The 23464-nt window shown below is 44.2% G+C and carries 19 protein-coding genes and 1 tRNA gene; 9 read left to right on the forward strand and 11 right to left on the reverse strand.

What is annotated here, in order from left to right; translation table 11 throughout:
• Window positions 1-157: 157 nt before the first annotated feature.
• Together ABD772_RS07545 and ABD772_RS07550 are read right to left on the reverse strand one after the other, a co-directional pair.
• Window positions 158-1639 (reverse strand): glycine--tRNA ligase, encoded by a 1482-nt coding sequence (locus ABD772_RS07545; RefSeq protein ID WP_345102397.1) that lies wholly within the window; start codon window positions 1637-1639, stop codon window positions 158-160.
• 115 nt (window positions 1640-1754) lie between these two features.
• Complete coding sequence (locus ABD772_RS07550) at window positions 1755-2435, reverse strand: DNA alkylation repair protein (RefSeq protein WP_345102399.1); 681 nt, start codon at window positions 2433-2435, stop codon at window positions 1755-1757.
• A 73-nt stretch (window positions 2436-2508) separates the two neighbouring features.
• On the opposite strand from ABD772_RS07550, the gene ABD772_RS07555 reads away from it, so the two are divergent.
• Window positions 2509-3009 (forward strand): hypothetical protein, encoded by a 501-nt coding sequence (locus ABD772_RS07555; RefSeq protein ID WP_345102401.1) that lies wholly within the window; start codon window positions 2509-2511, stop codon window positions 3007-3009.
• 136 nt (window positions 3010-3145) lie between these two features.
• Window positions 3146-4111 (forward strand): acetyl-CoA carboxylase carboxyltransferase subunit alpha, encoded by a 966-nt coding sequence (locus ABD772_RS07560; RefSeq protein WP_345102403.1) that lies wholly within the window; start codon window positions 3146-3148, stop codon window positions 4109-4111.
• 74 nt (window positions 4112-4185) lie between these two features.
• On the opposite strand, the gene ABD772_RS07565 is transcribed toward ABD772_RS07560, so the two are convergent.
• Window positions 4186-7335, reverse strand: a complete 3150-nt coding sequence (locus tag ABD772_RS07565) for a glycosyltransferase family 117 protein (RefSeq protein ID WP_345102405.1) — start codon at window positions 7333-7335, stop codon at window positions 4186-4188.
• 268 nt (window positions 7336-7603) lie between these two features.
• Between ABD772_RS07565 and ABD772_RS07570 the strand changes: the two genes are divergently transcribed.
• The 7 genes from ABD772_RS07570 to ABD772_RS07600 all read left to right on the forward strand — a co-directional run bounded on the left by ABD772_RS07570 (window position 7604) and on the right by ABD772_RS07600 (window position 13682).
• Window positions 7604-7674, forward strand: a tRNA-Gln gene (locus ABD772_RS07570).
• A 92-nt stretch (window positions 7675-7766) separates the two neighbouring features.
• The gene (locus ABD772_RS07575) at window positions 7767-8711 is read left to right on the forward strand and encodes a ribose-phosphate pyrophosphokinase (protein ID WP_345102407.1); all 945 of its coding nucleotides are present in this window, start codon (window positions 7767-7769) and stop codon (window positions 8709-8711) included.
• A gap of 115 nt (window positions 8712-8826) precedes the next feature.
• Window positions 8827-9405, forward strand: coding sequence for a 50S ribosomal protein L25/general stress protein Ctc (locus ABD772_RS07580; protein WP_345102409.1), 579 nt, complete (start codon window positions 8827-8829; stop codon window positions 9403-9405).
• A 200-nt stretch (window positions 9406-9605) separates the two neighbouring features.
• Window positions 9606-10166, forward strand: coding sequence for an aminoacyl-tRNA hydrolase (pth, locus tag ABD772_RS07585; RefSeq protein ID WP_345102504.1), 561 nt, complete (start codon window positions 9606-9608; stop codon window positions 10164-10166).
• A 130-nt stretch (window positions 10167-10296) separates the two neighbouring features.
• On the forward strand, window positions 10297-10647 hold the full coding sequence (locus ABD772_RS07590; RefSeq protein WP_345102411.1) for a Spx/MgsR family RNA polymerase-binding regulatory protein: 351 nt from the start codon (window positions 10297-10299) through the stop codon (window positions 10645-10647).
• Window positions 10648-10800: 153 nt separating this feature from the next.
• Window positions 10801-12876, forward strand: coding sequence for a M1 family metallopeptidase (locus ABD772_RS07595; protein WP_345102413.1), 2076 nt, complete (start codon window positions 10801-10803; stop codon window positions 12874-12876).
• Between the two features lie 119 nt (window positions 12877-12995).
• Window positions 12996-13682 carry a peptidase associated/transthyretin-like domain-containing protein gene (locus ABD772_RS07600; RefSeq protein ID WP_345102415.1) on the forward strand — a complete coding sequence of 229 codons (687 nt, stop codon included), beginning with the start codon at window positions 12996-12998 and terminating at the stop codon, window positions 13680-13682.
• Window positions 13683-13783: 101 nt separating this feature from the next.
• Here the strand turns inward: ABD772_RS07600 and ilvA are convergent, their stop codons facing one another.
• The 8 genes from ilvA to ilvN all read right to left on the reverse strand — a co-directional run bounded on the left by ilvA (window position 13784) and on the right by ilvN (window position 23436).
• Window positions 13784-15022 (reverse strand): threonine ammonia-lyase IlvA, encoded by a 1239-nt coding sequence (ilvA, locus tag ABD772_RS07605; protein ID WP_345102417.1) that lies wholly within the window; start codon window positions 15020-15022, stop codon window positions 13784-13786.
• A 166-nt stretch (window positions 15023-15188) separates the two neighbouring features.
• Complete coding sequence (gene leuB, locus ABD772_RS07610; protein ID WP_345102419.1) at window positions 15189-16247, reverse strand: 3-isopropylmalate dehydrogenase; 1059 nt, start codon at window positions 16245-16247, stop codon at window positions 15189-15191.
• Between the two features lie 138 nt (window positions 16248-16385).
• Window positions 16386-17903 (reverse strand): alpha-isopropylmalate synthase regulatory domain-containing protein, encoded by a 1518-nt coding sequence (locus ABD772_RS07615; protein WP_345102421.1) that lies wholly within the window; start codon window positions 17901-17903, stop codon window positions 16386-16388.
• Window positions 17904-18063: 160 nt separating this feature from the next.
• The gene (leuD, locus tag ABD772_RS07620; RefSeq protein ID WP_345102423.1) at window positions 18064-18660 is read right to left on the reverse strand and encodes a 3-isopropylmalate dehydratase small subunit; all 597 of its coding nucleotides are present in this window, start codon (window positions 18658-18660) and stop codon (window positions 18064-18066) included.
• Between the two features lie 86 nt (window positions 18661-18746).
• Window positions 18747-20153, reverse strand: coding sequence for a 3-isopropylmalate dehydratase large subunit (leuC, locus tag ABD772_RS07625; RefSeq protein WP_345102425.1), 1407 nt, complete (start codon window positions 20151-20153; stop codon window positions 18747-18749).
• Between the two features lie 129 nt (window positions 20154-20282).
• On the reverse strand, window positions 20283-21446 hold the full coding sequence (locus ABD772_RS07630; protein ID WP_345102427.1) for a 2-isopropylmalate synthase: 1164 nt from the start codon (window positions 21444-21446) through the stop codon (window positions 20283-20285).
• Between the two features lie 148 nt (window positions 21447-21594).
• Window positions 21595-22653 (reverse strand): ketol-acid reductoisomerase, encoded by a 1059-nt coding sequence (gene ilvC, locus ABD772_RS07635; protein WP_345102430.1) that lies wholly within the window; start codon window positions 22651-22653, stop codon window positions 21595-21597.
• A gap of 174 nt (window positions 22654-22827) precedes the next feature.
• Window positions 22828-23436, reverse strand: coding sequence for an acetolactate synthase small subunit (gene ilvN / locus ABD772_RS07640; RefSeq protein WP_345102432.1), 609 nt, complete (start codon window positions 23434-23436; stop codon window positions 22828-22830).
• Window positions 23437-23464: the final 28 nt, after the last annotated feature.

The raw sequence follows: 23464 nt of genomic DNA on the forward strand, positions 1-23464 counted from the left end.
GTAATAAGAAATATTTACGCAAGTTTATGGTATCAATAGTTAATAAAGTAAAAGTATAAATATTCTTAAAAAAATAGTAAACTCTTAGAGTAACAAAAAAAGCCTGATTAATTGCTTAATCAGGCTTCTTTGTACGTGTCAGTTAAAAAAGTGTTGCCTATTTTAATAAATTTTTCCAGCTTACCAGGTCGCCAATAATTCTGTCCAGATCATCGGCCGCAACGCGCTCTTGTTTCATGCTGTCGCGATGACGGATGGTAACGGTATTATCTTCTAAAGTCTGATGATCTACAGTAATACAAAATGGCGTACCAATAGCATCCTGACGGCGATAGCGTTTGCCAATGGCATCCTTTTCTTCGTACTGCAGGTTAAAGTCCAATTTCAATTTGTCCATGATCTCACGTGCTTTTTCGGGCAGGCCGTCTTTTTTTATTAACGGGAAAATGGCGGCCTTGACCGGCGCAAGGGCAGGGTGCAGGCGTAATACGGTACGGCTATCTTGCTTTTCTTCGGTGCTCAGGTCCTCCTGTTCGTAAGCGTTGATCAAAGTCAGCAGGAACATACGATCCAGGCCGATTGACGTCTCAATAACGTAAGGAATATAGTTGCCGTAAGGCTTTTCTGTAGCGGGGTCTATTTCCGGGTCAAAATATTGCATTTTCTTGCCCGAGAATTGCTGATGCTGGCTCAAATCAAAATCAGTACGGCTGTGGATACCTTCAACCTCTTTAAAGCCGAATGGAAATTTAAACTCAATATCATAAGCCGCGTCGGCATAATGTGCCAGTTTGGTGTGTTCGTGATAGCGGTATTTGGCAGGATTTGTACCTAAAGCCAGGTGCCATTTTAAGCGTGTTTCTTTCCATTTGTCAAACCAATCCTTCTGCGTACCGGGGCGGACAAAGAATTGCATCTCCATTTGTTCAAACTCGCGCATACGGATAATAAACTGGCGGGCAATAACCTCGTTCCGGAAAGCTTTACCAATCTGCGCTATACCAAAAGGAATCTTCATCCTGCCTGATTTTTGCACATTCAGGTAATTTACAAATATACCCTGTGCTGTTTCAGGACGTAAGTATACCACATCGGCCTCATCGGCTACAGCGCCCATTTGGGTGCTGAACATCAGGTTAAACTGACGTACTTCGGTCCAGTTGCGGGTACCGCTTACAGGGCAGGCAATTTCATGTTCTATAATCAATTCGCGCAGGCGCGGCAAGTCTTCAGCTTTCAGTGCGTTGTCCATAGCCAGTTGCAAGGCTTCGGCTTTATCAGTTTTTCCATCCTGATCGTAGCGGGCTATTTTATCTTCCAGTAGCTGGTCGGCGCGGTAGCGTTTTTTTGAATCTTTGTTGTCGATCATCGGGTCGCTAAAACCATCAACGTGGCCGCTGGCTTTCCAGATCTTTGGGTGCATGAAGATAGCCGAGTCGATACCGACGATGTTGTCATGCAACTGTACCATTGCTTTCCACCAATAAGTTTTGAGATTGTTTTTCAGTTCGGCACCATACTGGCCGTAATCATAAACGGCGCTTAATCCATCATAAATCTCGCTTGACGGGAAAACAAAGCCATACTCTTTGGCATGGGCTATAACGTTTTTAAACAGATCACCGGTAGTATTACTCATAATAGCGGCAAATATATATAAGCCCCTCTAAATCTCCCCGGGTTGGGGAGACTTTTTTTTCGGCACCTTATGAGCACCCTTTAAATCTGCCCTGGTAGGGCAGCCTTTTATATCATTATTTCCCTGCCGGGTAGGGTTTAGGAGGGGCTGATAACTCCCTCAAAGCGTCACCTGCAATCCATTTTGCCGCCTTACTGTCCTGCAATAAAATGCGCCCGGCACATTGGATAGCTAACGGGCGCAAAGTTGCATTACGTTTGCCAATTTGCCGCAGGGCCCAGTTTACTGCCTTCTTCACGAAATTGCGGTCGTCCCATGCTTCGCGCTCAATAATAGGGAAGAAGCTGATGAAAGTATCATCCGCAGCTTTTTTGCCATGGATGGAATATTCGGCCATCAGTACAAAGCCTGTGCGTTTAACGAATTCTTCTCCATGGGCGCTAAATTCAATGGCCTTGTCAACTACATGCGGCGTACGGTCAAACAGGTTGCCGCACACCTGGTCGCATACGTCCCAGGTGGTAAAATCTTTGGTCCAGTTGTCAATTTGTTGAGCGGTGACCAGCTTAGGGTCGTCTATCATGGAGGCCAGTATGCGGGCTTCATGAATATCCGTATCCCATAGCGCCTGGGCCAGGTCATGGTCTCTTTTAATAAGTTTTGCTATTTTTCTGACTTCGGGAATTTTTACGCCCAAAGCCTTTTCATTAGCAATGCCAAAGCGCTTCAAACCAGCGTGGTGTTTGGCATCTGCTTTTTCTTTAAGCAAGGATATAACTTCTTTAACGGCATCCATAACAATTGGAAATTATCAAAATAAATGAACTTTATGGTAAAAATGCTGTTTACCCTGATAAATCAGGTACCTTATGAGTAAAAAAATAGTTGCTTTTTTGCCGATACTACTGGCAACGACTACCTATGCCCAATCTGCAGCCGACACCGGCAAACGTTCGCCCGTCCGTACTTTAACTTACCAGCAATACCAGGCTTTATTAAAAGGCGAAGCCAATGAAGATATGGCCCGCGTGGCCGAGATGAACCATTATCCGCTACCGGAAAAGGTGTTGAAATATAAGTATGAGCTTGACCTGAGCCCTATTCAGGTTAAAAAACTGACGGAAGCTAAAGACTACCTGCATCGCCGCAGATTGCAAATTGGCGGCTCAATTATTGATACAGAACATATGCTGGATAGCATGTTCCGCTATAACAAGGTACAGGACGGCAATCTTATTTTTTATACCAACCGTTATGGCTTATACCAGGGTGAATTAAAAAATGCTTTTCTACAAGCCTGTTTATCAACACGTAACCTGTTATCGCAACAGCAAATGAAAAAGTACGAGAGCTTAGAAAAACGTAAATGACAAATTTGCCATTTGATTTATTTAATTTAGCGCCCTCATTATTTCAAGATATGAAATCGTCATGATCTCCAGCCGGCAAAGCGGCTGCAGATATTGATCATGATAGCTTCATGCCGTTAAAAAACAATTAATAGAGATGAAAATTACTTTCGATTTTGAAAAACCTCTTGCAGAGCTGATGACCCAGATAGAAAAGGTAAAGCAGGTTGAGGAAAAGAATAAATTAGATATGTCTGCAACCGTGGCCGAGCTTGAAAGCAAATTTGAAGCTACCAAAAAAGAAATATACAGCAACCTTACCGGCTGGCAAAAAGTACAGATATCGCGCCACCCTGAAAGGCCATATACCTTACAGTATTTAGAGCTGATGTGCGATGATTTTATTGAATTGCATGGCGACCGTACTGTTGGCGATGACAAAGCCATTGTAGGTGGTTTCGGAACTTTAAATGACGAAACAGTAATGTTTATTGGCCATCAGAAAGGCCGTAATACCAAGGAACGCCAGTACCGCAATTTTGGTATGGCCAACCCCGAAGGTTACCGCAAAGCTTTAAGGTTGATGAAACTGGCCGAAAAATTTGGCAAACCCGTTGTGACCTTAATTGACACCCCGGGAGCATATCCTGGTCTGGAAGCTGAGGAGCGCGGACAAGGCGAAGCCATTGCCCGTAATTTGCTCGAAATGGCTGTGCTGAAAGTACCGGTAATATGTGTAGTGATAGGCGAGGGTGCGAGCGGCGGCGCGTTGGGTATTGGTATTGGTGATAAAGTTATGATGCTGGATAATTCATGGTATTCGGTAATATCTCCCGAAAACTGCTCGACCATCCTGTTTAAAACCTGGGAGCAAAAAGAGCGCGCTGCAGAAATGTTGAAATTAACATCGACCGAGATGTATAAAAATAAACTAATTGATGGCGTTATTAAGGAACCGCTTGGCGGCGCACATCAGGATCCTGTGGCTATGGCCGCAATCTTAAAGAAACAATTACTTAAAGATCTGAAAGTACTTAAAGAACGCGACGTTAATGAACTGGTTGCAGAGCGTATAGACAAATTTTGCTCGATGGGCGTGGTGCTTGAAGGCGGCGAACAATAATTATACAGACATTAAAGAAAAGAAAAAGGGTGCTATATCAATATAGCACCCTTTTTTGTTGGTAACATGCAAGCTTAGTTTTGCATGTTTATATTAAATTTTTTGATATAATTATCCAGTTTTACTTTATAAGTATTGCTTAACGACTGGCGCCCGTTATCTTTGGTTATGCCCACCAATCCGTTAAGCAGCGAGATGCCAAACTGTACTTCGTTTTGATTGGTCAGGTTATTGTCCTTCATCAGTGTATAATTATAATCTAACGAGTTGGTCAGGTGGTCTTCCAATTGTTTTACAATTTTGTCGCCAAGGGCAGTCTGGCCTAATTTGTAGGCTGTCGTAGCCATATAGTATTTACGTGCTGCAATTTCCTGTACGGGGATACCATCCGGCATTACGTCATTATATTTATTCAGCAGGTTTTTAGCCAGGTCGGGGTGTCCCTCTTTTACCAGATTGTCAGTCAGGTTTAAGGTAACCCGGGCAATCAGCGGCATAAATTGCGTTAATGACTCATGATCCAGGTAACTGGCAGTTTTAAAATTGCCCCACTTAAACTTGTTCATGATGTTATTATACATCACTAAGCTGTTAGTGCTCTCTATTGTACCGGTTGCTGCCACATCGCGGTTCATGGTAGTGTCAGGCTTTAAAGGTAACAGGCGATAGGCAAAGCCCTCGTTATACATATACTTGGTTAAGCCCAGCATATTATCCGGCGGAGCTGTTACCGTGAAATAAATAGGGCGTTTCCAGTTATTATGGGCGATGATATCCATCATGGCCAGGTTGTCTTTAAATATCATATTACCTCCATATGTAAAGTCGAGTTCGGTGGCAATTTTATCTTTCTGATCGGCAGGCAGGGTGCCTGTCTGTATAACCTGGTCAGGGTTTACCGTTAATTTAAAGTTTTTTGTAGGAAGATAATTAGTCGACGACCCATCTTCTAACTGTACCATCGCATCCTTATTATCTGAAGTGATGAAATCAAACACGTCCTTTAACTCCAGTGATCCCGGAATTTTAGCATCGTTATAATAAACTACGTCGCGGGTGCCGAGCTTGTATTTACTGTAAGGCATGGAAAGCGGTAAGGGTGCTGACTCATTCATTTTTTGGGTCATTTGCTTGATATACCAATCAGTACCCAACAAACTAAGGTTCACAATGCGCACATCCGGACGCACGCCTTCAACTTCCTGGATATACCAAAGCGGATACGTATCATTATCACCGTAGGTAAACAGAATGGCATTCTTAGCACATGAGTTAAGGTAGTTATAAGCCATATCATGCGGGGTCATTTTGGTCGAACGGTCGTGGTCGTCCCATTCCTGGTTGGCCATTAATATCGGCCCGACACTTAAGCAAACCACGGTTGACAGGATAGCCGCGTTTATTGCTTTTTCTTTCTTGCTCAGCAAGTCGGCAATGCAGGCTACAGCCAGGCCTATCCAAATAGCAAAGGCGTAAAACGAACCTGCATAAGCATAGTCACGTTCGCGCGGCTGTATTGGGTCCTGGTTAAGATAGAGCAGGATAGCTATGCCGGTAAAGAAGAACAATACGGCAACTACACCTGCATCGCGCTGGTTCTTTTTAAAATGGAAGTAGACACCCAATAATCCTAAGATCAGTGGTAAAAAATATAAACGATTGTATGATTTACTTTTGGTTACCGAGTAAGGTAGTGGCTTTTTGAAGTTTACGCCACTTATCCAGTCGCCGTCAATGCCTTTTATCTGGCCATCCATTTCATTGGCGCGGCCCACAAAGTTCCACAAAAAATAGCGGGTATACATTTGGTTAACCTGCCATGACAGGAAGAACGACAGGTTATTGGCAAACGTAGGGCTTTCATTAGGGCCCAGGTGTTCCCATTCGCGGTAAAACTGATCATGGCCCGGCTTTTGGCTAAACATGCGCGGAAAAATGGTATTGTGGTCGTAAATAGTGTTTGTTTTCTTACCTGCAATCTCATACTTGGTTTCGCCCTTTCGGTAAATGTTGCTGCCCTCGGTTTGATCTACCGGTTTGGCGTCGAAAAAGTTGCCGTATAACAAAGGCGTCTCACCATACTGGTCGCGGTTAAGGTAGCCGTTTAGTGAGAATGCATCCTGCGGATTGCTGTTATTTAAGTTAGTGCCTGCTTTAGCGCGAATGACGATCATCACAAACGAGCTGTATCCAAACAGTATAAAAGCAGTACAAACCAGGAAGCTATTCAATGCAAAGCGTTTCTCGCGTATCTTAACGCCATACTCCAGCATAGCTGCTATAGCTACCGCAGCTATAAAACCAATAATGCCGGCGCTTAGGCCAAGCATCAGTACAAAACAAATAGACGCCGCTATGATGGTATTCTTTGCCGGTTTAAACGTATAAATAATACCAAAAATAATAGTTGCAAAAAGTAGCAGGAAGAACACTATGGCGCCGCTGCCAAAGCCCATACCCAGCGTATTTACAAAAAACAAATCAGAATAGGCGGCGCCTTTTACGGTGTATTGAATAATACCCCATAATACCGCGGCTACGGCAACCACACCTGCTAAAAATGCTTTAATGGTACCCCAGGTGCTAATGTTTTGTGCCTTACGGAAGTAAATAACCAAAGCAATGGCCGGTATAACCAATAAGTTTAAAAGGTGAATACCTATAGATAAACCCATGATATAAGCTATAAAAACTATCCAGCGGTTAGCATTTGGTTCGTCGGCATGGGCATCCCATTTCAATATCGCCCAAAATACAACTGCGGTACATAGCGATGATTGTGCGTAAACTTCCGATTCGACAGCCGAGAACCAGAAAGTATCAGAAAAGGCATAGGCCAGCGCCCCTACCAAACCTGAACCGACGATCAGGATGATGTTGGCAAGGTGCAGGTCTTCAGTTTTTTTAACCAGTATCTTTTTAGCCAGCGCAGTGATGGTCCAGAAAAGGAACATAATGGTAGCGCCGCTGGCCAGGGCCGAGGCCATGTTGGTCCAGTAAGCTACTTTGGTAACATTGCCCATGGATAAGAGCGAAAATGCTTTACCTATCATGGTGAACAGCGGCGCACCCGGTTGGTGAGCCACCTGAAGGCGGTAAATACAGGCAATGAACTCGCCGCAATCCCAAAAACTTGCAGACTGCTCAAGGGTTAAAATATAGGTTACTGACGCAATGATAAAGGCCAGCCAGCCAAACAGGTTGTTGATTTTGTTATATTTCATCTCAGAAGAATATAATCGCTTTGGTGTAAATAAGGTCCGAAAATAATAAAACTAAGCGATGTTGTTATGCGAACAAAGCGTTTTAGCATATTTTAACATCTGGGTTGATCGGAGCGGAGGTTAAATGGCTTTTTTCTCCCTGATTTTCAGATACTATGTTTGATGAAGGGTTAGAGAGTGGCTTTTTTTTGTTTTTCCATTTTGAAGTTGGAAATTTCGTCTTATATTTGCATTCCTTTTCGGGGCGCAGGTTTCGAAAGAGGCGGATTGCCTGATAGTATAATGGTAGTACGACGGTTTTTGGTACCGTTTGTCTAGGTTCGAATCCTGGTCGGGCAACAATTAGTGATTTCGGATTTCGGATTTTTATCCCGATAGCTATCGGGATCGGATTCAAATCCGAAATTGTTTTTTATAGCCAACAGCAAAAGATGCCATTACAATTTAACACGGTTAAATTATTTGCAGGTTCAGGATCAAAAGATCTGGCACAAAAAATTGCCGATGCTTATGGCCAGGAGTTGGGCGACTCGGGCTTGTCACGCTTTAGTGATGGCGAGTTTCAGCCTCATTTTAATGAGTCTGTTCGAGGCTGTGATGTTTTCCTGGTACAATCAACCCATCAACCTACTGATAATTTAATGGAGTTGTTAATGATGATAGATGCCGCACGCCGCGCATCGGCTCATCATGTAAATGCCGTTATACCATACTTTGGTTTGGCCAGGCAGGACAGAAAAGACAGACCGCGTGTTGCTATAGGCGCAAAGCTGGTTGCCAATTTATTGGTTGCTGCAGGTATTGACCGCATCATGACGATGGATTTGCACGCGGCACAGATACAAGGGTTTTTTGATATCCCGGTTGATCACCTGGATGGTTCGATCATCTTTGTACCTTATATTAAAAGCCTGGCGTTACCAAACCTCACCATTGCTTCGCCTGATATGGGCGGATCATACCGGGCCCGCGGTTTTGCCAAGTTCTTTAATGCCGAGGTTGTAATTTGCGACAAACGCCGCAAACGTGCCAACGAAATTGAATCAATGACCCTGATAGGTGACGTAACAGATCAGGACATTGTGTTGATAGATGATATTTGCGATACGGCCCGCACACTGGCTAAAGCAGCAGCCCTGATCATGGAGCGTGGTGCGCGTAGTGTCAGAGCAGTATGTACGCACCCGGTTTTATCGGGCGATGCTTATGAGACTATTGAAAACTCGGCACTGGCAGAATTGATAGTTACTGATACAATTCCGCTGAAACGCCAGAGCCCTAAAATAACCGTACTGTCAACAGGCGAGTTATTTGCCAAGGCTATCATCAACGTAAACGAGCATGGCTCAATAAGCCAGCTGTTTAAGGTGGAGTAAGCCCCAGTCAACCCTCCCCGGTAGGGAGGGCTTTAAGGCTGAAGGCCGGCGGCAGAAATGATTTAAAATATCCCGCGCGAAGCGGGCTTAACAACAAATAATAAATAAATTAAAAATGAAATCAATTGCTATTAGCGGTTCTCCAAGAGAGAACGTAGGGAAAAGAGACGCGAAAGAGCTGCGTTACCAGGCTTTGGTACCTGCAGTGCTTTACGGTGGTGCTACACAAACCCACTTTTCGGTGTCCGCAGCTGATTTGAAAGCCGTAGTATATACTCCGGTTGTTCACTTCATCGACCTTGACATTGCTGGTGTTAAATCACAAGCTATTATTAAAGACCTTCAGTTTCATCCATTAACTGAGCAGATCTTACACGTAGACTTCTTATTGTTAGATCAGGCTAAACCAGTTACTATCGAAATCCCTGTACGTTTAACAGGTACTTCGCCGGGTGTTAAAGTGGGTGGTAAATTGGTACAGAAGTTACGTAAACTGCGTATCAAAGCTTTACCTAAAGATCACTTAGACTTTATCGATGTAAGCATTGAAGCTTTAGAAGTTGGTAAATCAGTTAAAGTTGGCGAATTAAGCTTTCCTAACCTGACTATCCTGAATACTAAAGAAGATACTATCGTATCTGTAACTACTTCACGTGCATTACGTCAGGCAGAGCAAGAAGCCGGTAAAAAATAATAACACGATTTCACGATTTTAGTGATTTCAATAATTACAGCGATGGCATTTGTCATCGCTGTTTTTGTTTGAAGTGATTATATTCGCAAACAATATTAATAAGGAAAGACATGGCCATACGGCCCTATTTTAGTAAATTCTTTAAAAAGCCGGCGTCGGCTCCAAAGCCGGTTGTGCCGGTTAATGCGGTTAATAACAATATGAAATATCTGATAGTAGGTTTGGGTAACATTGGTCCGGAGTATGCCGACACACGGCATAATATTGGCTTCATGATTTTGGACGAATTGGCCAAACAAGAAGGCGCTAAGTTCAGCAATATGCGCCTGGCTTATTATACCGAAATATCACACAAAGGCCGTGCGCTGCATCTGATCAAACCTACTACTTACATGAACCTGAGCGGAAAGGCACTGAATCACTGGATGAAGGAGCTTAAAATACCTGTACAAAATGTCCTGGTTTTAGTGGACGATATCGCGCTGCCATTTGGGGTCCTGCGCTTAAAACCCAAAGGCAGTGCAGCCGGGCATAACGGATTAAAACATATTGAGGCCACATTAGGTAATAATGAATACGCACGCCTGCGTTTCGGGGTAAGCGATAATTACCCGAAAGGCCGCCAGGTGGATTATGTATTGAGTGGGTTTGATAACGATGAAGTGCTTGAGCTGCCTGCATTGATAGACCGCTCTATTGAAATGATAAAAAGCTTTGTTGCTATAGGGACAGAGTTGACGATGACTAAATTTAATAAGTAACAGAGATTAAAAAAGTGTGTCATTTTGAGCATAACGAGAAATCTACGCACTCTTTCGTATGCGTGTATAGTTTTTCGCGCTGGTCGAAATGATAATTAACTTTAATAAAATGTATTCAATAATTTAACTTATGAAAGTTTACGGCATTACCAATTGCAATACGGTTAAAAAAGCGCTCGACTGGTTCAGGGACAACCAACTGATGTACGAGTTTCACGATTTTAAAAAATTGGGTATAAGCCCTGAAAAGTTGCGGGAATGGGACAGCAAAGCCGGATATGAAAAATTCATGAACAAGCAGGGCCTTACCTGGAAACAGCTTGACGAACCGACAAAAGACAGTATTAAAACAAACGAAGACGCGCTGCTACTTTTGCAACACAAAACCAGCATGATTAAACGCCCGGTTATTGAGGATGGCGATTTCTTGTTTTTTGGGTTTGAAGAAAGTGTTTATAGAGCGCATTTTAAGAAAAAATAAATAACAATATACAGAGACGCGCATCGTATCTATCGTTGCTGTTTGTCAACAGATGCAATTCATCGCGGCTCTGCCATGGATGGGTGTATTAATTTTCTTACATGATTTGCTAACCTATTTTTATATTTTTACTGTTCAAACCAAATTTAGCTGATGAAATTAAATACTATTGCCGGTTTAGCACTGGCTTTCTGCGCCGTTTTGGGTACTGCGAATGCCCAAACCACACCCGCTACCGGGCAGCGCCAACAACGAAGTGTAGGGCGTGCAGTTGAAGTAGCAGACCCCAATGCACCGGCAACCAAATACGATTATCATGACACCTTCAAGCCTTACTTCTTCACCAAAAATGGTAATGAATGGCGCGCTGCCGATGGCCAGCCCGGCGCCAAATATTGGCAAAACCGTGCCGACTACCAGTTGAGCGCAACGTTGAATGAGGATGCCAACGAGGTTGTTGGTACAGAGGTTTTGACATATACCAATAACAGCCCGCAAAGGCTGGGTTTTATCTGGATGCAGTTAGACCAAAACCTGTTCAAACAAGACTCGCGCGGTATTGCACAGGTTCCACTTGACGCTAATGGCAATCAACGCAGCCGTAACTGGGGACAAGGCCAGGTATTTGACGCTGGTTTTAAAATCAAATCGGTTAAAGTATTGAGTAATGTTAAGGGGGCTAAAGGCACCAATGCACTTGATGTTAAATACCTGATCAACGATACCCGTATGCAGATCTTCCTGCCTACGCAGATTGCCGCGCAAGGAGGAAAGTTGAAACTGAAAATTGAATACTCATTCATTTCGCCCGATTACGGGTCAGACCGCATGGGTATTATCAATACGGACCAATCTAAAAATGGAAAAATATTCCAGGTGGCACAATGGTATCCACGTATGTGCGTGTATGATGATCTGGAAGGCTGGAACACTTTACCATATACAGCCGAGAGCGAGTTTTATTTAGAATATGGCGACTTCGATATCAATATCACCGCTCCTGCTAAAGACATTGTAGTTTGCTCAGGCGAATTAATGAACCCTAAAGAGGTATACACCCCTGAACAGCAGAAAAGATGGGCACAAGCTGCGCAGAGCGATAAAACGGTAATGATTCGCACTGCGGACGAGGTTACCAGCCCTGCGTCACGTCCCGCAGGAAAAAAACAATTGACCTGGCACTTTAAGATCACCAATGCCCGCGATGCATCATGGGGTGCTTCGTCAGCATTTATTGTTGATGCAGCTAAGATCAACCTGCCAAGCGGAAAAAAATGTATGGCTATTTCGGCTTATCCGTTTGAGAGCAGCGCGGCCGGGGGCAAAGGTCAATGGAGCCGCAGCACTGAGTTTATTAAAGCATCGCTCGAATACAATTCAAAAAAATGGTATGAGTTTCCTTATCCAAATGCTACCAGCGTTGCAGGTAAAGCAGGGGGTATGGAGTATCCGGGCATAGTATTTTGTAGCTTAAACGGTGGTTGGGGTGTAACCGATCATGAGTTTGGTCACACCTGGTTCCCGATGATCGTCGGCTCGAACGAGCGCTTATATGGCTGGATGGATGAAGGCTTTAACACGTTCATTAATACCCTGTCAACCCAGCATTCATTGAACGGTGAATTCTACAAACCGGCAACTCCTGAAAGGTTAGTAGCCAATTGGAAATCATGGACCCGTCCTGGTTTGGAGCCCATCCTGAGCAATCCTGACAATTTGAAAGAGATCAACAATGGTACATTGCTTTATAGCAAACCAAGTGCAGGTTTGGTTATGCTGCGCGAGATTATATTAGGCCCTGAGCGCTTTGACTTTGCATTTAAAACCTATATTAACCGCTGGGCATTTAAACACCCGTCGCCTGATGATTTCTTCCGGACGATTGAAAATGCCTCTGGCGAAAGTCTGCAATGGTTCTGGAGGGGTTGGTATGAAAATAACTGGCGCCTTGATGTCGCTGTTCGTGATGTGAAATATATCAACAACGATCCTAAACAAGGTTCCATCATCACCATTGATAATCTGGAGAAAATGGCTATGCCGGTTATTCTCGAGATCAAAACCGTTAGCGGTAAAACTGAGCGCGTTAACTTTACCGGCGAGATCTGGGAGCGTAACGTAAGCTGGTCCTTCAGATACCCGTCGACAGAAGAAATAGAATCAGTAACTTATAATCCTGATTCGACACTGCCAGACTATAATCCATCCAACAACGTTTGGAAAAAATAATATAACAGAACCCGGCCTTGAGCCGGGTTTTTTGCTTATCAGTTATTTATTAAATAAAATGGTAATGCCAACTATTGGTATTATAATTGATTTAATTTAACCTGATAATGATTGCACTTATGAAACGCTATTTCGGATTTATCGGATTACTGCTTTTTACTGCCGGAGCCGTTAAAGCGCAAACAGTAAGAGGTACCGTTTACGAAGAGGGTTCCAATCAAAAATTAAGTAATGTTTTTATCAAAGACATTAATAACAGGCAGATTACTTTGGTTGATAAAGACGGAAAGTTTGAAATCAGGTCTGCCCAGGGACACACGCTGGTATTTGATTCGCCCGGATATCTTTCTGATACCTTATTTGTGGTCGACAACAATAAGCCGCTAAAGATACAGCTGAAGCAAATGGGTATAGTTTTGCGTAGCGTTAACATCAACGCCACAAGGGTAGTCTTTAACCCACGCGAGGAGTACCCGGACGTGTACCGGAAAGCCAAGGTCAACATACTTTCGCCAAGTACTATATTTTCGAGAGAAAGCCACAATGCCCGCAGGCTGAGGAGGTTTTTTACCAACGAGGAGCGCGAAAAATATGTAGACAGGGTATTTACCCCTTCGTATGTATCTAGCCTGGTGCCGTTAAAAGGTTTAGAGCTACAGAATTTTATGGCGCTGTATCGCCCAAGCTATGCTTATGTAAGGAGTAATACCGGACCATCGCTGGCAGTTTATATTAATGATTCCTATCAAAAGTATAAAGCCCTGCCGCTTGATCAACGGAAGTTGCCCAGTTTGAATGGGCCGTAGGATTGAAGAACTTGTCATTGCGTGGTGGAACGACGAAGCAATCGCGAACTTTACTTTTCTTCTTGCGATTGCCACGCTACGCTCGCAATGACAAAAAGTGGTTATACCAAATACTCAAACAAAGTTTGCTCTTTATTTAACTCAATAACCTCAAAGCGATGTTCTTCAAATCGTCTTAATAAGCCATCGTAATCATCTTTATTAGCTAGCTCGATGCCCACTAATGCCGGGCCTTGCTCTTTTTCGGTTTTTTTGATGAATTCAAAACGGGTAATATCGTCATGCGGTCCGAGGACATTATTGACAAACAGTTTCAAAGCGCCCGGGCGTTGCGGGAACCGGACAATGAAATAGTGTTTTAGTCCTTCATATAATAAAGATTTCTCTTTGATCTCCTGCATGCGGGCAATGTCATTGTTACCCCCGCTAACTACGCAAACTACTTTTTTGCCTTTGATCTGATCCTTGCATTCATCCAGGGCTGCAACAGATAAGGCACCGGCCGGCTCAACTACAATAGCTTCTTCATTGTAAAGCTTGAGAATGGTTGTACATACTTTTCCTTCGGCTACAAGTTTTACATCGTCGAGGGTATTCACGCAAAGCTGATAGGTTAAATTGCCGACACGTTTTACCGACGCGCCGTCTACAAAGCGATTGATCTCTGGTAAAGTAACCGGCCCGCCATGTTTAAAGGCTTCAAGCATAGACGGTGCACCCAACGGTTCAACACCAAGTATCTTAATGTTTTGATTCTTTTGTTTGAGATAAGTACCTGCACCGGCAGCTAAACCGCCACCACCTATAGGCATGATTATCACATCGGCACCGGGCAGATCCTGGTAGATTTCGACACCTACCGTACCCTGGCCTTCAATGATACTATAGTTATCAAAAGGAGGGATAAAGGTCATCTGGTGCTTTTCGGTATAGGTCAGGGCCTCTTTTAAGCAATCGTCAAAAGTATCGCCTACCAAAACTAATTCGACATTGCCATTGCCGAACATTTCGGTTTGTTGCACTTTTTGTTTTGGAGTGATCTCGGGCATAAAAATTACGCCCCTGGTCCCCAATTTATCGCACGAAAAAGCAACGCCTTGCGCATGGTTACCCGCGCTTGCGCAAACCACGCCGCGGCTCAACTCATCGGCCGAAAGCTGGCTGATCATATTGTAAGCGCCACGCAATTTGTAAGATCGGACAACCTGCAGGTCTTCACGCTTTAAGTAAATCTCGGCACCGTATTTCTCTGAAAGCCGCGGATTGTAAATCAACGGGGTATGTTTTACAACGTTTGCTAATCGGCGGGCGGCGGTTTCGAAATCTAATTCAGCATTCATAGGCGTCAGTATTAAAAAGCAAAACCGTTATTTGTTGTAAATAACGGTTTTACGTTGTATGCAAAGTTATGAAATTATGTCATTGCGAGCGTAGTGTGGCAATAGCGAACTTTGTGGCGTGCGATTGCTTCGTCGTTCCTCCTCAATGACATGGCAATTGAATTCATTACAAATTCGCCGCCAGCCAGTCACCAACTTCGCTGGTTTTGCAGGCTTTATTTTTGCCGGCCAAATCTTCAGTTACAATGCCTTCGGCTAATGATTTATTAACTACCGTTCGGATAGCTTCTGCTTCTTCCTTCAAACCAAAAGCATCCTCAAACATCATAGCTGCCGAAAGAACGGTTGCTAACGGATTTGCAATATCTTTACCGGCTGCCTGCGGATAAGAGCCGTGTATGGGCTCAAATAATGAGGTATGAACGCCGATTGACGATGAAGGCATTAATCCCATCGAGCCGGAAATAACAGAGGCCTCATCGGTCAAAATATCGCCAAATAAATTTTCGGTGATGATTACGTCATAGCTGCTTGGCCATTGTACAAGGCGCATTGCAACCGCGTCAACAAACTCATAGCTCACGGTTACTTCAGGATAATCTTTTTCCATATCCTGAACGGTTTGGCGCCAAAGGCGTGAAGTTTCCAATACATTGGCTTTATCTACACAGCACAACTTTTTGCCACGCTGCAAGGCCATTTCAAAGCCCAGTTTAGCCAGACGCTGAACTTCTTCTTTAGTATAAGTGCAGGTATCAAAAGCGGTGTTACCATCGTCTTTACGGCCGCGTTCGCCAAAATAGATACCACCGGTCAGCTCGCGCAGGATGATCAGGTCGGTACCTTCAATACGTTCTCTTTTTAACGGCGAATTGTCAATCAGCGATGGGAAAGTGAACGTAGGGCGGACGTTGGCAAACAGGCCTAGTTTTTTTCGCATTTTCAATAAACCTTGCTCCGGGCGTACTTTAGCGGTCGGGTCGTTATCAAAACGCGGGTGACCTATAGCACCGAACAACACAGCGTCGGCAGCCATACAAACCTCATGGGTTTCATCAGGATAAGGCTCGCCAACCGCGTCAATAGCGGCAGCGCCGGTTAGTGCCGATGTCCAGACAATTTCATGGTTAAATTTCTTTGCGATAGCATTTGATACTTTAACGGCCTGGTCAATTACCTCCGGACCGATTCCATCTCCTGCCAAAAGGGCGATATTTAATTTCATTTTATAGTTGTGTTATGTATGATTATTTATTTGTCAATTTAAAAGCATGGTGCCACCCTGAGCATTCGAAGGGTAAGCGTTGGGCCTTTGCCCTCATGCTTCGAGTACCTCGGCATAACAGCCATTTTTGCCTAGTCATTAAATTATATTCAACATCTTCTGCGTAGCCTTAATAGCGCAAACCGTTTGGTCTGAATCAAGGCCCCGGGTTAAAAATTTCTTTTCAGAGGTTTCCCAGGTGATAATGGTTTCGCACAGCGCGTCAGAGCTGCTGCCCGGTGCAATACGTACCGCGTAATCGATCAGCTTGGGTAAAGTCCTTTTCTTTTTGTTGTAAACTTTTGTCAGCGCATTCATAAAGGCATCAAACTGCCCGTCCCCCTGCGCGTTCTCTTCAAACTTTTCACCATCAATGCTCATAGATATGGTAGCCGATGGACGCAGCCCCATGGCATGCATTAACACATACGATTCAATGACTACCTTTTGGTCGTACAGGTTGCTGTCCAGAACGTCAGAAATGATGTAAGGCAAGTCCTCTTTGGTAACTGTTTCCTTGCGGTCGCCCAGTTCAATAACACGCTGGGTAACTTTCTTCAGGTCGGCATCATTGAGTTTCAAGCCAAGCTCCTGCAAGTTCTTTTCAATATTGGCTTTACCCGATGTTTTACCCAGCGCATACTCGCGCTTACGGCCGAAACGTTCGGGGAGCAGGTCATTGAAATACAGGTTATTTTTGTTATCGCCATCGGCATGGATGCCTGCTGTTTGGGTAAATACATTATCGCCGACAATAGGTTTATTGCTTGGGATACGAACACCAGAGAACGTTTCAACGAGCTTACTGACGCTGTAGATCGATGATTCTTTCAGGTCTATCTTAACCTCGGGCACAAAGTCATTAATAACAGCTACCGCACTGGCTAGTGCGGCATTACCCGCGCGTTCGCCCATGCCGTTAATGGTAAGGTGCAAGCCGCTCACGCCTGCTTTTACTGCTTCCAGCACGTTGGCAGTACCCAGATCATAATCGTTATGCGCATGAAAATCAAAATGAACACCCGGGTATCGGGTTATTAACCCGGTCAGAAATTTGCTGGTTTCATCAGGCGTTAGTACGCCCAGTGTGTCAGGCAATAATATCCTTTTTACCGGTTGCCTGGTGATGAAATCAAGATACTGATACACATAAGCAGGCGAGTTGCGCATGCCGTTGCTCCAATCCTCTAAATAAACATTGGTAGCAATGCCATTTTTGGCAGCCAGTTCAATCACATGCTTGATCTCGGAAAAATGCTGTTCTGGTGTTTTTTTAAGCTGATGGGTAAGATGGTTCAGTGAACCCTTGGTGAGCAGGTTTTGTACTTTCACGCCGGTACTTACCATCCAGTCAATAGAAACGCCATTATCCACAAACGACAGTACTTCAATACGGTCGGTATAGCCATTTTCTGCAGCCCATTTCAAAATGGCTTTTACTGCCTGAAATTCGCCCTCAGATACGCGGGCTGAAGCAATTTCCACGCGGTCGACCTTCAGCTCCTCTAACAATAACTGCGTAATGGTTAATTTTTCTGATATGGAAAACGATACCCCCGAGGTTTGCTCGCCATCGCGAAGGGTGGTATCCATGATCTCTATTTTCCTGCGTTCCATGTGATTTTTGAAAGGAGCGGTGCGATAAACACTGACTATCGCTCCTTTATAAAAAATTTGTCATCTCGAACGATAGTAAGAGATCTATACATGAGTTTGATTACCGTGTGTATAGATTTCTCCCTACGGTCGAAATGACATCGATGTTAAGTATGTCAAATTAAAACGGAAGATGCTCCGCAAATTCCTGTATATCGCCTTTTATGCTTTGCAGATAGTCGATATCGTCAAAGCCATTAAGCAAGTTATTCTTTTTGTAGCCGTTGATGTCGAATTTCTCTTTTTCGCCGGTTGATACCAGGGTGATAGTTTGCTCTGACAGGTTTACTTCTAATTGTGTAGAAGGGTCGGCAAAAATTGCTGAGAATATCTTTTCGGCAAATTCCGGACTAACCTGTACCGGCAATACACCTACGTTTAAGCAGTTATTTTTAAAAATATCAGCAAAAAAGCTGGATACCACACAACGGAAACCGTAGTCATAAACAGCCCAGGCAGCGTGCTCTCTTGATGAGCCCGAGCCAAAGTTTTTACCGCCAACTAAAATCTTACCACTGTAGGTAGGATCGTTCAATACAAAGTCGCTTTTAGGTGTGTTGTCTGCGTTATATCTCCAGTCGCGGAATAAGTTATCACCAAAGCCCACACGCTCTGTAGCTTTTAAAAAGCGGGCAGGAATGATCTGGTCGGTATCCACGTTCTCGATAGGCAGTGGCACTGCGGTGCTTGTTAGTATATTAAATTTATCGTAAGCCATTTTTTATTTTTTTAGCCTTAGCCTTGAGTCAGAAGTCTTGAGTCTTTAACAGGATTCACGGCTTCTGACTCAGGACTCAAGACTGATTAAACAAGTTCTTCAATTAACGTTCTTGGATCTGTTACTACGCCGGTTACTGCGGCCGCGGCGGCAACAAGCGGGCTTGCCAGCATGGTGCGGGCACCAGGTCCCTGCCGGCCTTCAAAGTTACGGTTAGAGGTACTTACCGCGTATTTACCGGCAGGTACTTTGTCGTCGTTCATTGCTAAGCAGGCAGAGCAACCCGGTTGACGTAGTTCGAAACCAGCTTCGGTCAAAATATCCAGTATGCCTTCTTCTTTGATCTGCGCTTCAACAATATGTGATCCCGGTACTAACCAGGCAGTAACGTTAGCCGCTTTATGTTTGCCTTTTACTAATGAAGCAAAAGCTCTGAAATCTTCGATACGGCCATTGGTACAGCTGCCCACGAATACGTAGTCAACCGGTTTGCCTATCATTGAATCGCCTTCGTGGAAGCCCATGTAGCCCAATGATTTCTCATAAGTAGCTACTCCGCCTTCGATCTGGTCTGCATCCGGAATATCATGCGAGATACCCATACCCATACCCGGATTGGTACCGTAAGTGATCATTGGCTCGATAGCAGAACCATCATAAGTAAATTCTTTGTCGAATACCGCGCCTTCGTCAGTTTTTAGTGTTTTGTAGTAAGCTAAGGCTTTATCCCAGGCTTCGCCTTTTGGCGTAAACTCACGGCCTTTAACATAGTTGAAGGTGGTTTCGTCCGGAGCGATCATGCCACCGCGTGCACCCATTTCAATGCTTAGGTTACAAACGGTCATACGGCCTTCCATGGTCATGTTCTCGAAAACCTCGCCGGCATACTCTATAAAGTAACCTGTAGCGCCCGACGTTGTTAATTGAGAGATGATGAATAAAGCCACGTCCTTAGGTGTAACACCTTTACCCAATTTACCGGTAACGTTGATGCGCATTTTTTTAGGCTTTGGCTGCATGATGCACTGTGTAGCCAATACCATTTCAACCTCTGAAGTACCGATACCGAAGGCAATTGCACCAAAGGCGCCGTGTGTTGAAGTGTGCGAGTCGCCGCAAACAATGGTTGCGCCGGGCTGGGTAATGCCATACTCAGGACCTACCACGTGTACAATGCCATTTTTCTGGTGACCTAAACCCCAGTGGCTAATGCCATACTCGGCCGAGTTCTCTTCAAGCATGTGCAGTTGGTTAGCCGAAAGCGGATCGGCAACCGGCAGGTGCTGATTAATGGTTGGGGTGTTGTGGTCGGCAGTAGCGAATGTACGGTTAGGATACAACACTTTGATGCCTCTTGTTTTTAAGCCTAAAAAGGCAACAGGGCTGGTAACTTCGTGAATAAGGTGACGATCAATAAAAAGCACATCCGGCCCGTCTTCAATCTTGCGTACTACGTGTGCGTCCCACACCTTATCAAATAATGTCTTGCTCATTTTTATTTTAGTTAAGTGGTGAGTGGTTGATTAAGCTGATTGAGTTAATCTTCAGGCTCACTTTTTAATTCTAATTTGATTTTTTAATAGGTTGATTTTAAAAAGCAACTACTCACTTAATAAACTCAATCAATTTTTAACTTTCTCTGCTACTAACGTTAACAGATCATCGTCATTTATATCTAATTTGCTATCAGCCAAAGTCAGGAAGCGATGGTAGGCATCTGCCAGTTCGTCCTTGCTCAGGTTATAACCTAAACGCTCCAGGTGGAACTTCAGTGCATGGCGTCCGCTGCGAGCAGTAAGTACTATGCTTGCGCTTGGGAAACCAACATCCTCTGGTCTGATAATTTCGTAGTTTTCGCGGTTTTTCAGGAAACCATCCTGGTGGATGCCTGAGCTGTGTGCAAATGCGTTGCTGCCCACGATAGCCTTGTTAGGCTGTACAGGCATGCGCATTTGCGAGCTTACCATACGGCTCAGCTCATAAAAGTTCTTAGCATTGATATTGGTGTATAAGCCAAGCGTTTGGTGAGTTTTCAAAATCATCACCACTTCTTCAATAGAAGTATTTCCGGCGCGTTCGCCAATGCCGTTAATGGTGCCTTCAATCTGGCGGGCACCGTTTTGCAATCCGGCGATAGAGTTAGCGGTAGCCAAACCCAGATCATTATGGCAATGCACAGATATAATGGCTTTATCTATGTTCTTAACGTTTTCTTTCAGGAATTTTATTTTTTGTCCGTAAACATCAGGCAGGCAGTAGCCATTAGTGTCGGGGATGTTTACCACAGTAGCGCCGGCTGCAATTACAGCTTCAACCATCTGGGCCAGGTACACCACATCGGCGCGGCCGGCATCTTCGGCATAAAATTCAATATCCTCAACAGATTTTTTCGCATATTTCACAGCCTCAACAGCGCGCTCCAGAATCTCTTCGCGGGTGCTGTTAAATTTGTGTTTAATGTGCATATCAGACGAGCCGATACCGGTATGTATACGCGGGTGTTTGGCATATTTGAGCGATTCGACAGCCGCATCTATATCGCCTTTGTTGGCACGGGTTAGTGCACAAACGGTAGGTTTTTTTACAGCTTTTGATATTTCTACCACACTCTGGAAATCGCCGGGGCTTGAAATAGGGAAACCCGCTTCAATGATGTCAACACCTAATGCCTCCAGTTCGCGGGCAATCTCAATTTTTTCGGGGGTGGTTAACTGGCAGCCCGGTACCTGTTCGCCATCGCGAAGCGTGGTATCGAAAACGTAGACTCGGTTGGGATCGTGTAACATGTGTTTAATTGTTTATTATTCAATTATTAAATATGTCATTGCGAGCGGTATCGTGGCAATCGCAAGAAAAAGGTTCGCGATTGCTTCGTCGTACCTCCTCGCAATGACAATTAGCTTTTGGCTTTCGCCTTTCAGCTATTATCTCTATTTACGCTTCTACAGCCTGGTTTTCCGGACGCAAGCTACGTACGGTTTTACCTGCCTGCCATAATTCGCTTTCGCGTAGCTCTGCTAATTCAGCATCCAGTTTCTCGCGGTAATCTGGCTGGCTGTTTAAGTCGATTGAACGTTGTGACTCTTTCCCGGTAGCAACGCTGTTGTAAAGGTCTGTAAATACAGGTTTTGTAGCGTCACGGAATTTTTTCCACCAGTCTAACGCACCACGTTGTGCTGTGGTTGAGCAGTTGGCATACATCCAGTCCATACCGTTTTCTGCAACCAAAGGCATTAATGATTGGGTTAGCTCCTCAACAGTTTCGTTAAATGATTCAGAGGGAGAGTGTCCATTACTGCGTAATACTTCGTATTGAGCAGCAAAGATACCCTGAATACAACCCATCAGTGTACCACGCTCGCCAGTTAAATCGCTATAAACTTCTTTACGGAAATCAGTTTCGAACAGGTAGCCGCTACCTACAGCGATACCTAAAGCAATAACACGCTCAAATGCTTTACCGGTTGCATCCTGGAAGATAGCGTAGCTTGAATTCAAACCACGGCCTTGCAGGAACATACGGCGCAGTGAAGTACCCGAACCTTTTGGAGCAACTAAAAATACGTCAACATCGGCTGGTGGGATGATGCCGGTTTGCTCGTTGAAAGTGATACCAAAACCGTGAGAGAAGTATAATGCTTTGCCAGGAGTTAAGTGTTTTTTAACAGTTGGCCATAAAGCAATCTGTGCAGCATCACTTAATAAATAACAAATTACAGTACCTCTTTCTAAAGCTTCTTCAATTTCAAAAAGGGTTTCGCCCGGTACAAAGCCATCGCTGATAGCCTTATCCCATGTTTTTGAATTTTTACGCTGACCAACGATTACGTTGATACCATTGTCTTTTTGGTTAAGAGCCTGACCAGGACCTTGCACGCCATAACCAATTACAGCTACTGTCTCGTTTTTCAGGATTTCTTGTGCTTTCGATAGAGGGAACTCCTCGCGGGTTACTACGTTTTCTACAGTGCCGCCGAAATTTAATTTTGCCATTGTTTTTGTTTTTATTGATTTTGATTTCACCGATGATTTTTTGATTACACCGATTGTTATGTTACTTGGTTATTAGTTGATTTTCTTTTTGTCATTGCGAGGAGGGACGACGAAGCAATCGCGAACTGTTCTCCTTGCGATTGCCGCGCTTCGCTCGCAATGACAGGCGCTCTCTTACATTGTAAACACCTTGCTGCCCTTATTCAAATACTCGTTCTCCATTACTTCCTCGCCCGGTTCAAGCCTTTCAAACTCACGCAGCTTGGCGTTAAAGCCTTCACTGCCCTTGATAATAGCTACCCGCGCGCTGCGTACAAATTCAATCAGCCCGTAGGGTTGAAGAATTTTGATCAGGTTGTCTGTTTCTTCGCGATGTCCGGTGGTTTCAAACACGGTATAATCTTTACGGATCACCACCGCGCGGGCGCCATTTTCGCGCAGCAAACGCTCAACGCTTACTTTCTCGGCAATTATATCTGTCGATACTTTGTAAAGCGCCAGTTCCTGCCATATCACATCTTCGTTGCTGTGGTAGTACACTTTCAAAACCTCTACCTGTTTTTCAATCTGGCGTGTAAGTTTACGCACCACTTCTTCAGATTCGGTGATCACAATGTTGAAACGGTGAATACTTTCAACTTCAGAAGGAGAGGTATTCAAACTGTCTATATTTATTTTACGACGGGTGAATATGATCGCCATCCTGTTCAGTAAACCAACCTGGTTTTCGGTATAGATGGTGATGTTATATTCCTGCTTACCGTTTATATCTTGATTGCTCATTGTCTTAATTAATTAGTCATTGGTCATT

Source organism: Mucilaginibacter panaciglaebae (assembly GCF_039539265.1).
Lineage (GTDB): Bacteria > Bacteroidota > Bacteroidia > Sphingobacteriales > Sphingobacteriaceae > Mucilaginibacter > Mucilaginibacter panaciglaebae.

Coding starts and splice junctions, on each gene's coding strand:
- ilvA (WP_345102417.1), bottom strand. CDS start 15,022: ATGAATGCTGAATTAGATTTCGAAACCGCCGCCCGCCGATTAGCAAAC.
- pth (WP_345102504.1), top strand. CDS start 9,606: ATGAAATATCTGATAGTAGGTTTGGGTAACATTGGTCCGGAGTATGCC.
- ABD772_RS07595 (WP_345102413.1), top strand. CDS start 10,801: ATGAAATTAAATACTATTGCCGGTTTAGCACTGGCTTTCTGCGCCGTT.
- ABD772_RS07630 (WP_345102427.1), bottom strand. CDS start 21,446: ATGTTACACGATCCCAACCGAGTCTACGTTTTCGATACCACGCTTCGC.
- ilvC (WP_345102430.1), bottom strand. CDS start 22,653: ATGGCAAAATTAAATTTCGGCGGCACTGTAGAAAACGTAGTAACCCGC.
- leuB (WP_345102419.1), bottom strand. CDS start 16,247: ATGAAATTAAATATCGCCCTTTTGGCAGGAGATGGAATCGGTCCGGAG.
- ABD772_RS07600 (WP_345102415.1), top strand. CDS start 12,996: ATGAAACGCTATTTCGGATTTATCGGATTACTGCTTTTTACTGCCGGA.
- ABD772_RS07615 (WP_345102421.1), bottom strand. CDS start 17,903: ATGGAACGCAGGAAAATAGAGATCATGGATACCACCCTTCGCGATGGC.
- ABD772_RS07550 (WP_345102399.1), bottom strand. CDS start 2,435: ATGGATGCCGTTAAAGAAGTTATATCCTTGCTTAAAGAAAAAGCAGAT.
- ilvN (WP_345102432.1), bottom strand. CDS start 23,436: ATGAGCAATCAAGATATAAACGGTAAGCAGGAATATAACATCACCATC.
- ABD772_RS07590 (WP_345102411.1), top strand. CDS start 10,297: ATGAAAGTTTACGGCATTACCAATTGCAATACGGTTAAAAAAGCGCTC.
- ABD772_RS07575 (WP_345102407.1), top strand. CDS start 7,767: ATGCCATTACAATTTAACACGGTTAAATTATTTGCAGGTTCAGGATCA.
- ABD772_RS07580 (WP_345102409.1), top strand. CDS start 8,827: ATGAAATCAATTGCTATTAGCGGTTCTCCAAGAGAGAACGTAGGGAAA.
- leuC (WP_345102425.1), bottom strand. CDS start 20,153: ATGAGCAAGACATTATTTGATAAGGTGTGGGACGCACACGTAGTACGC.
- ABD772_RS07560 (WP_345102403.1), top strand. CDS start 3,146: ATGAAAATTACTTTCGATTTTGAAAAACCTCTTGCAGAGCTGATGACC.
- ABD772_RS07545 (WP_345102397.1), bottom strand. CDS start 1,639: ATGAGTAATACTACCGGTGATCTGTTTAAAAACGTTATAGCCCATGCC.
- ABD772_RS07555 (WP_345102401.1), top strand. CDS start 2,509: ATGAGTAAAAAAATAGTTGCTTTTTTGCCGATACTACTGGCAACGACT.
- ABD772_RS07565 (WP_345102405.1), bottom strand. CDS start 7,335: ATGAAATATAACAAAATCAACAACCTGTTTGGCTGGCTGGCCTTTATC.
- leuD (WP_345102423.1), bottom strand. CDS start 18,660: ATGGCTTACGATAAATTTAATATACTAACAAGCACCGCAGTGCCACTG.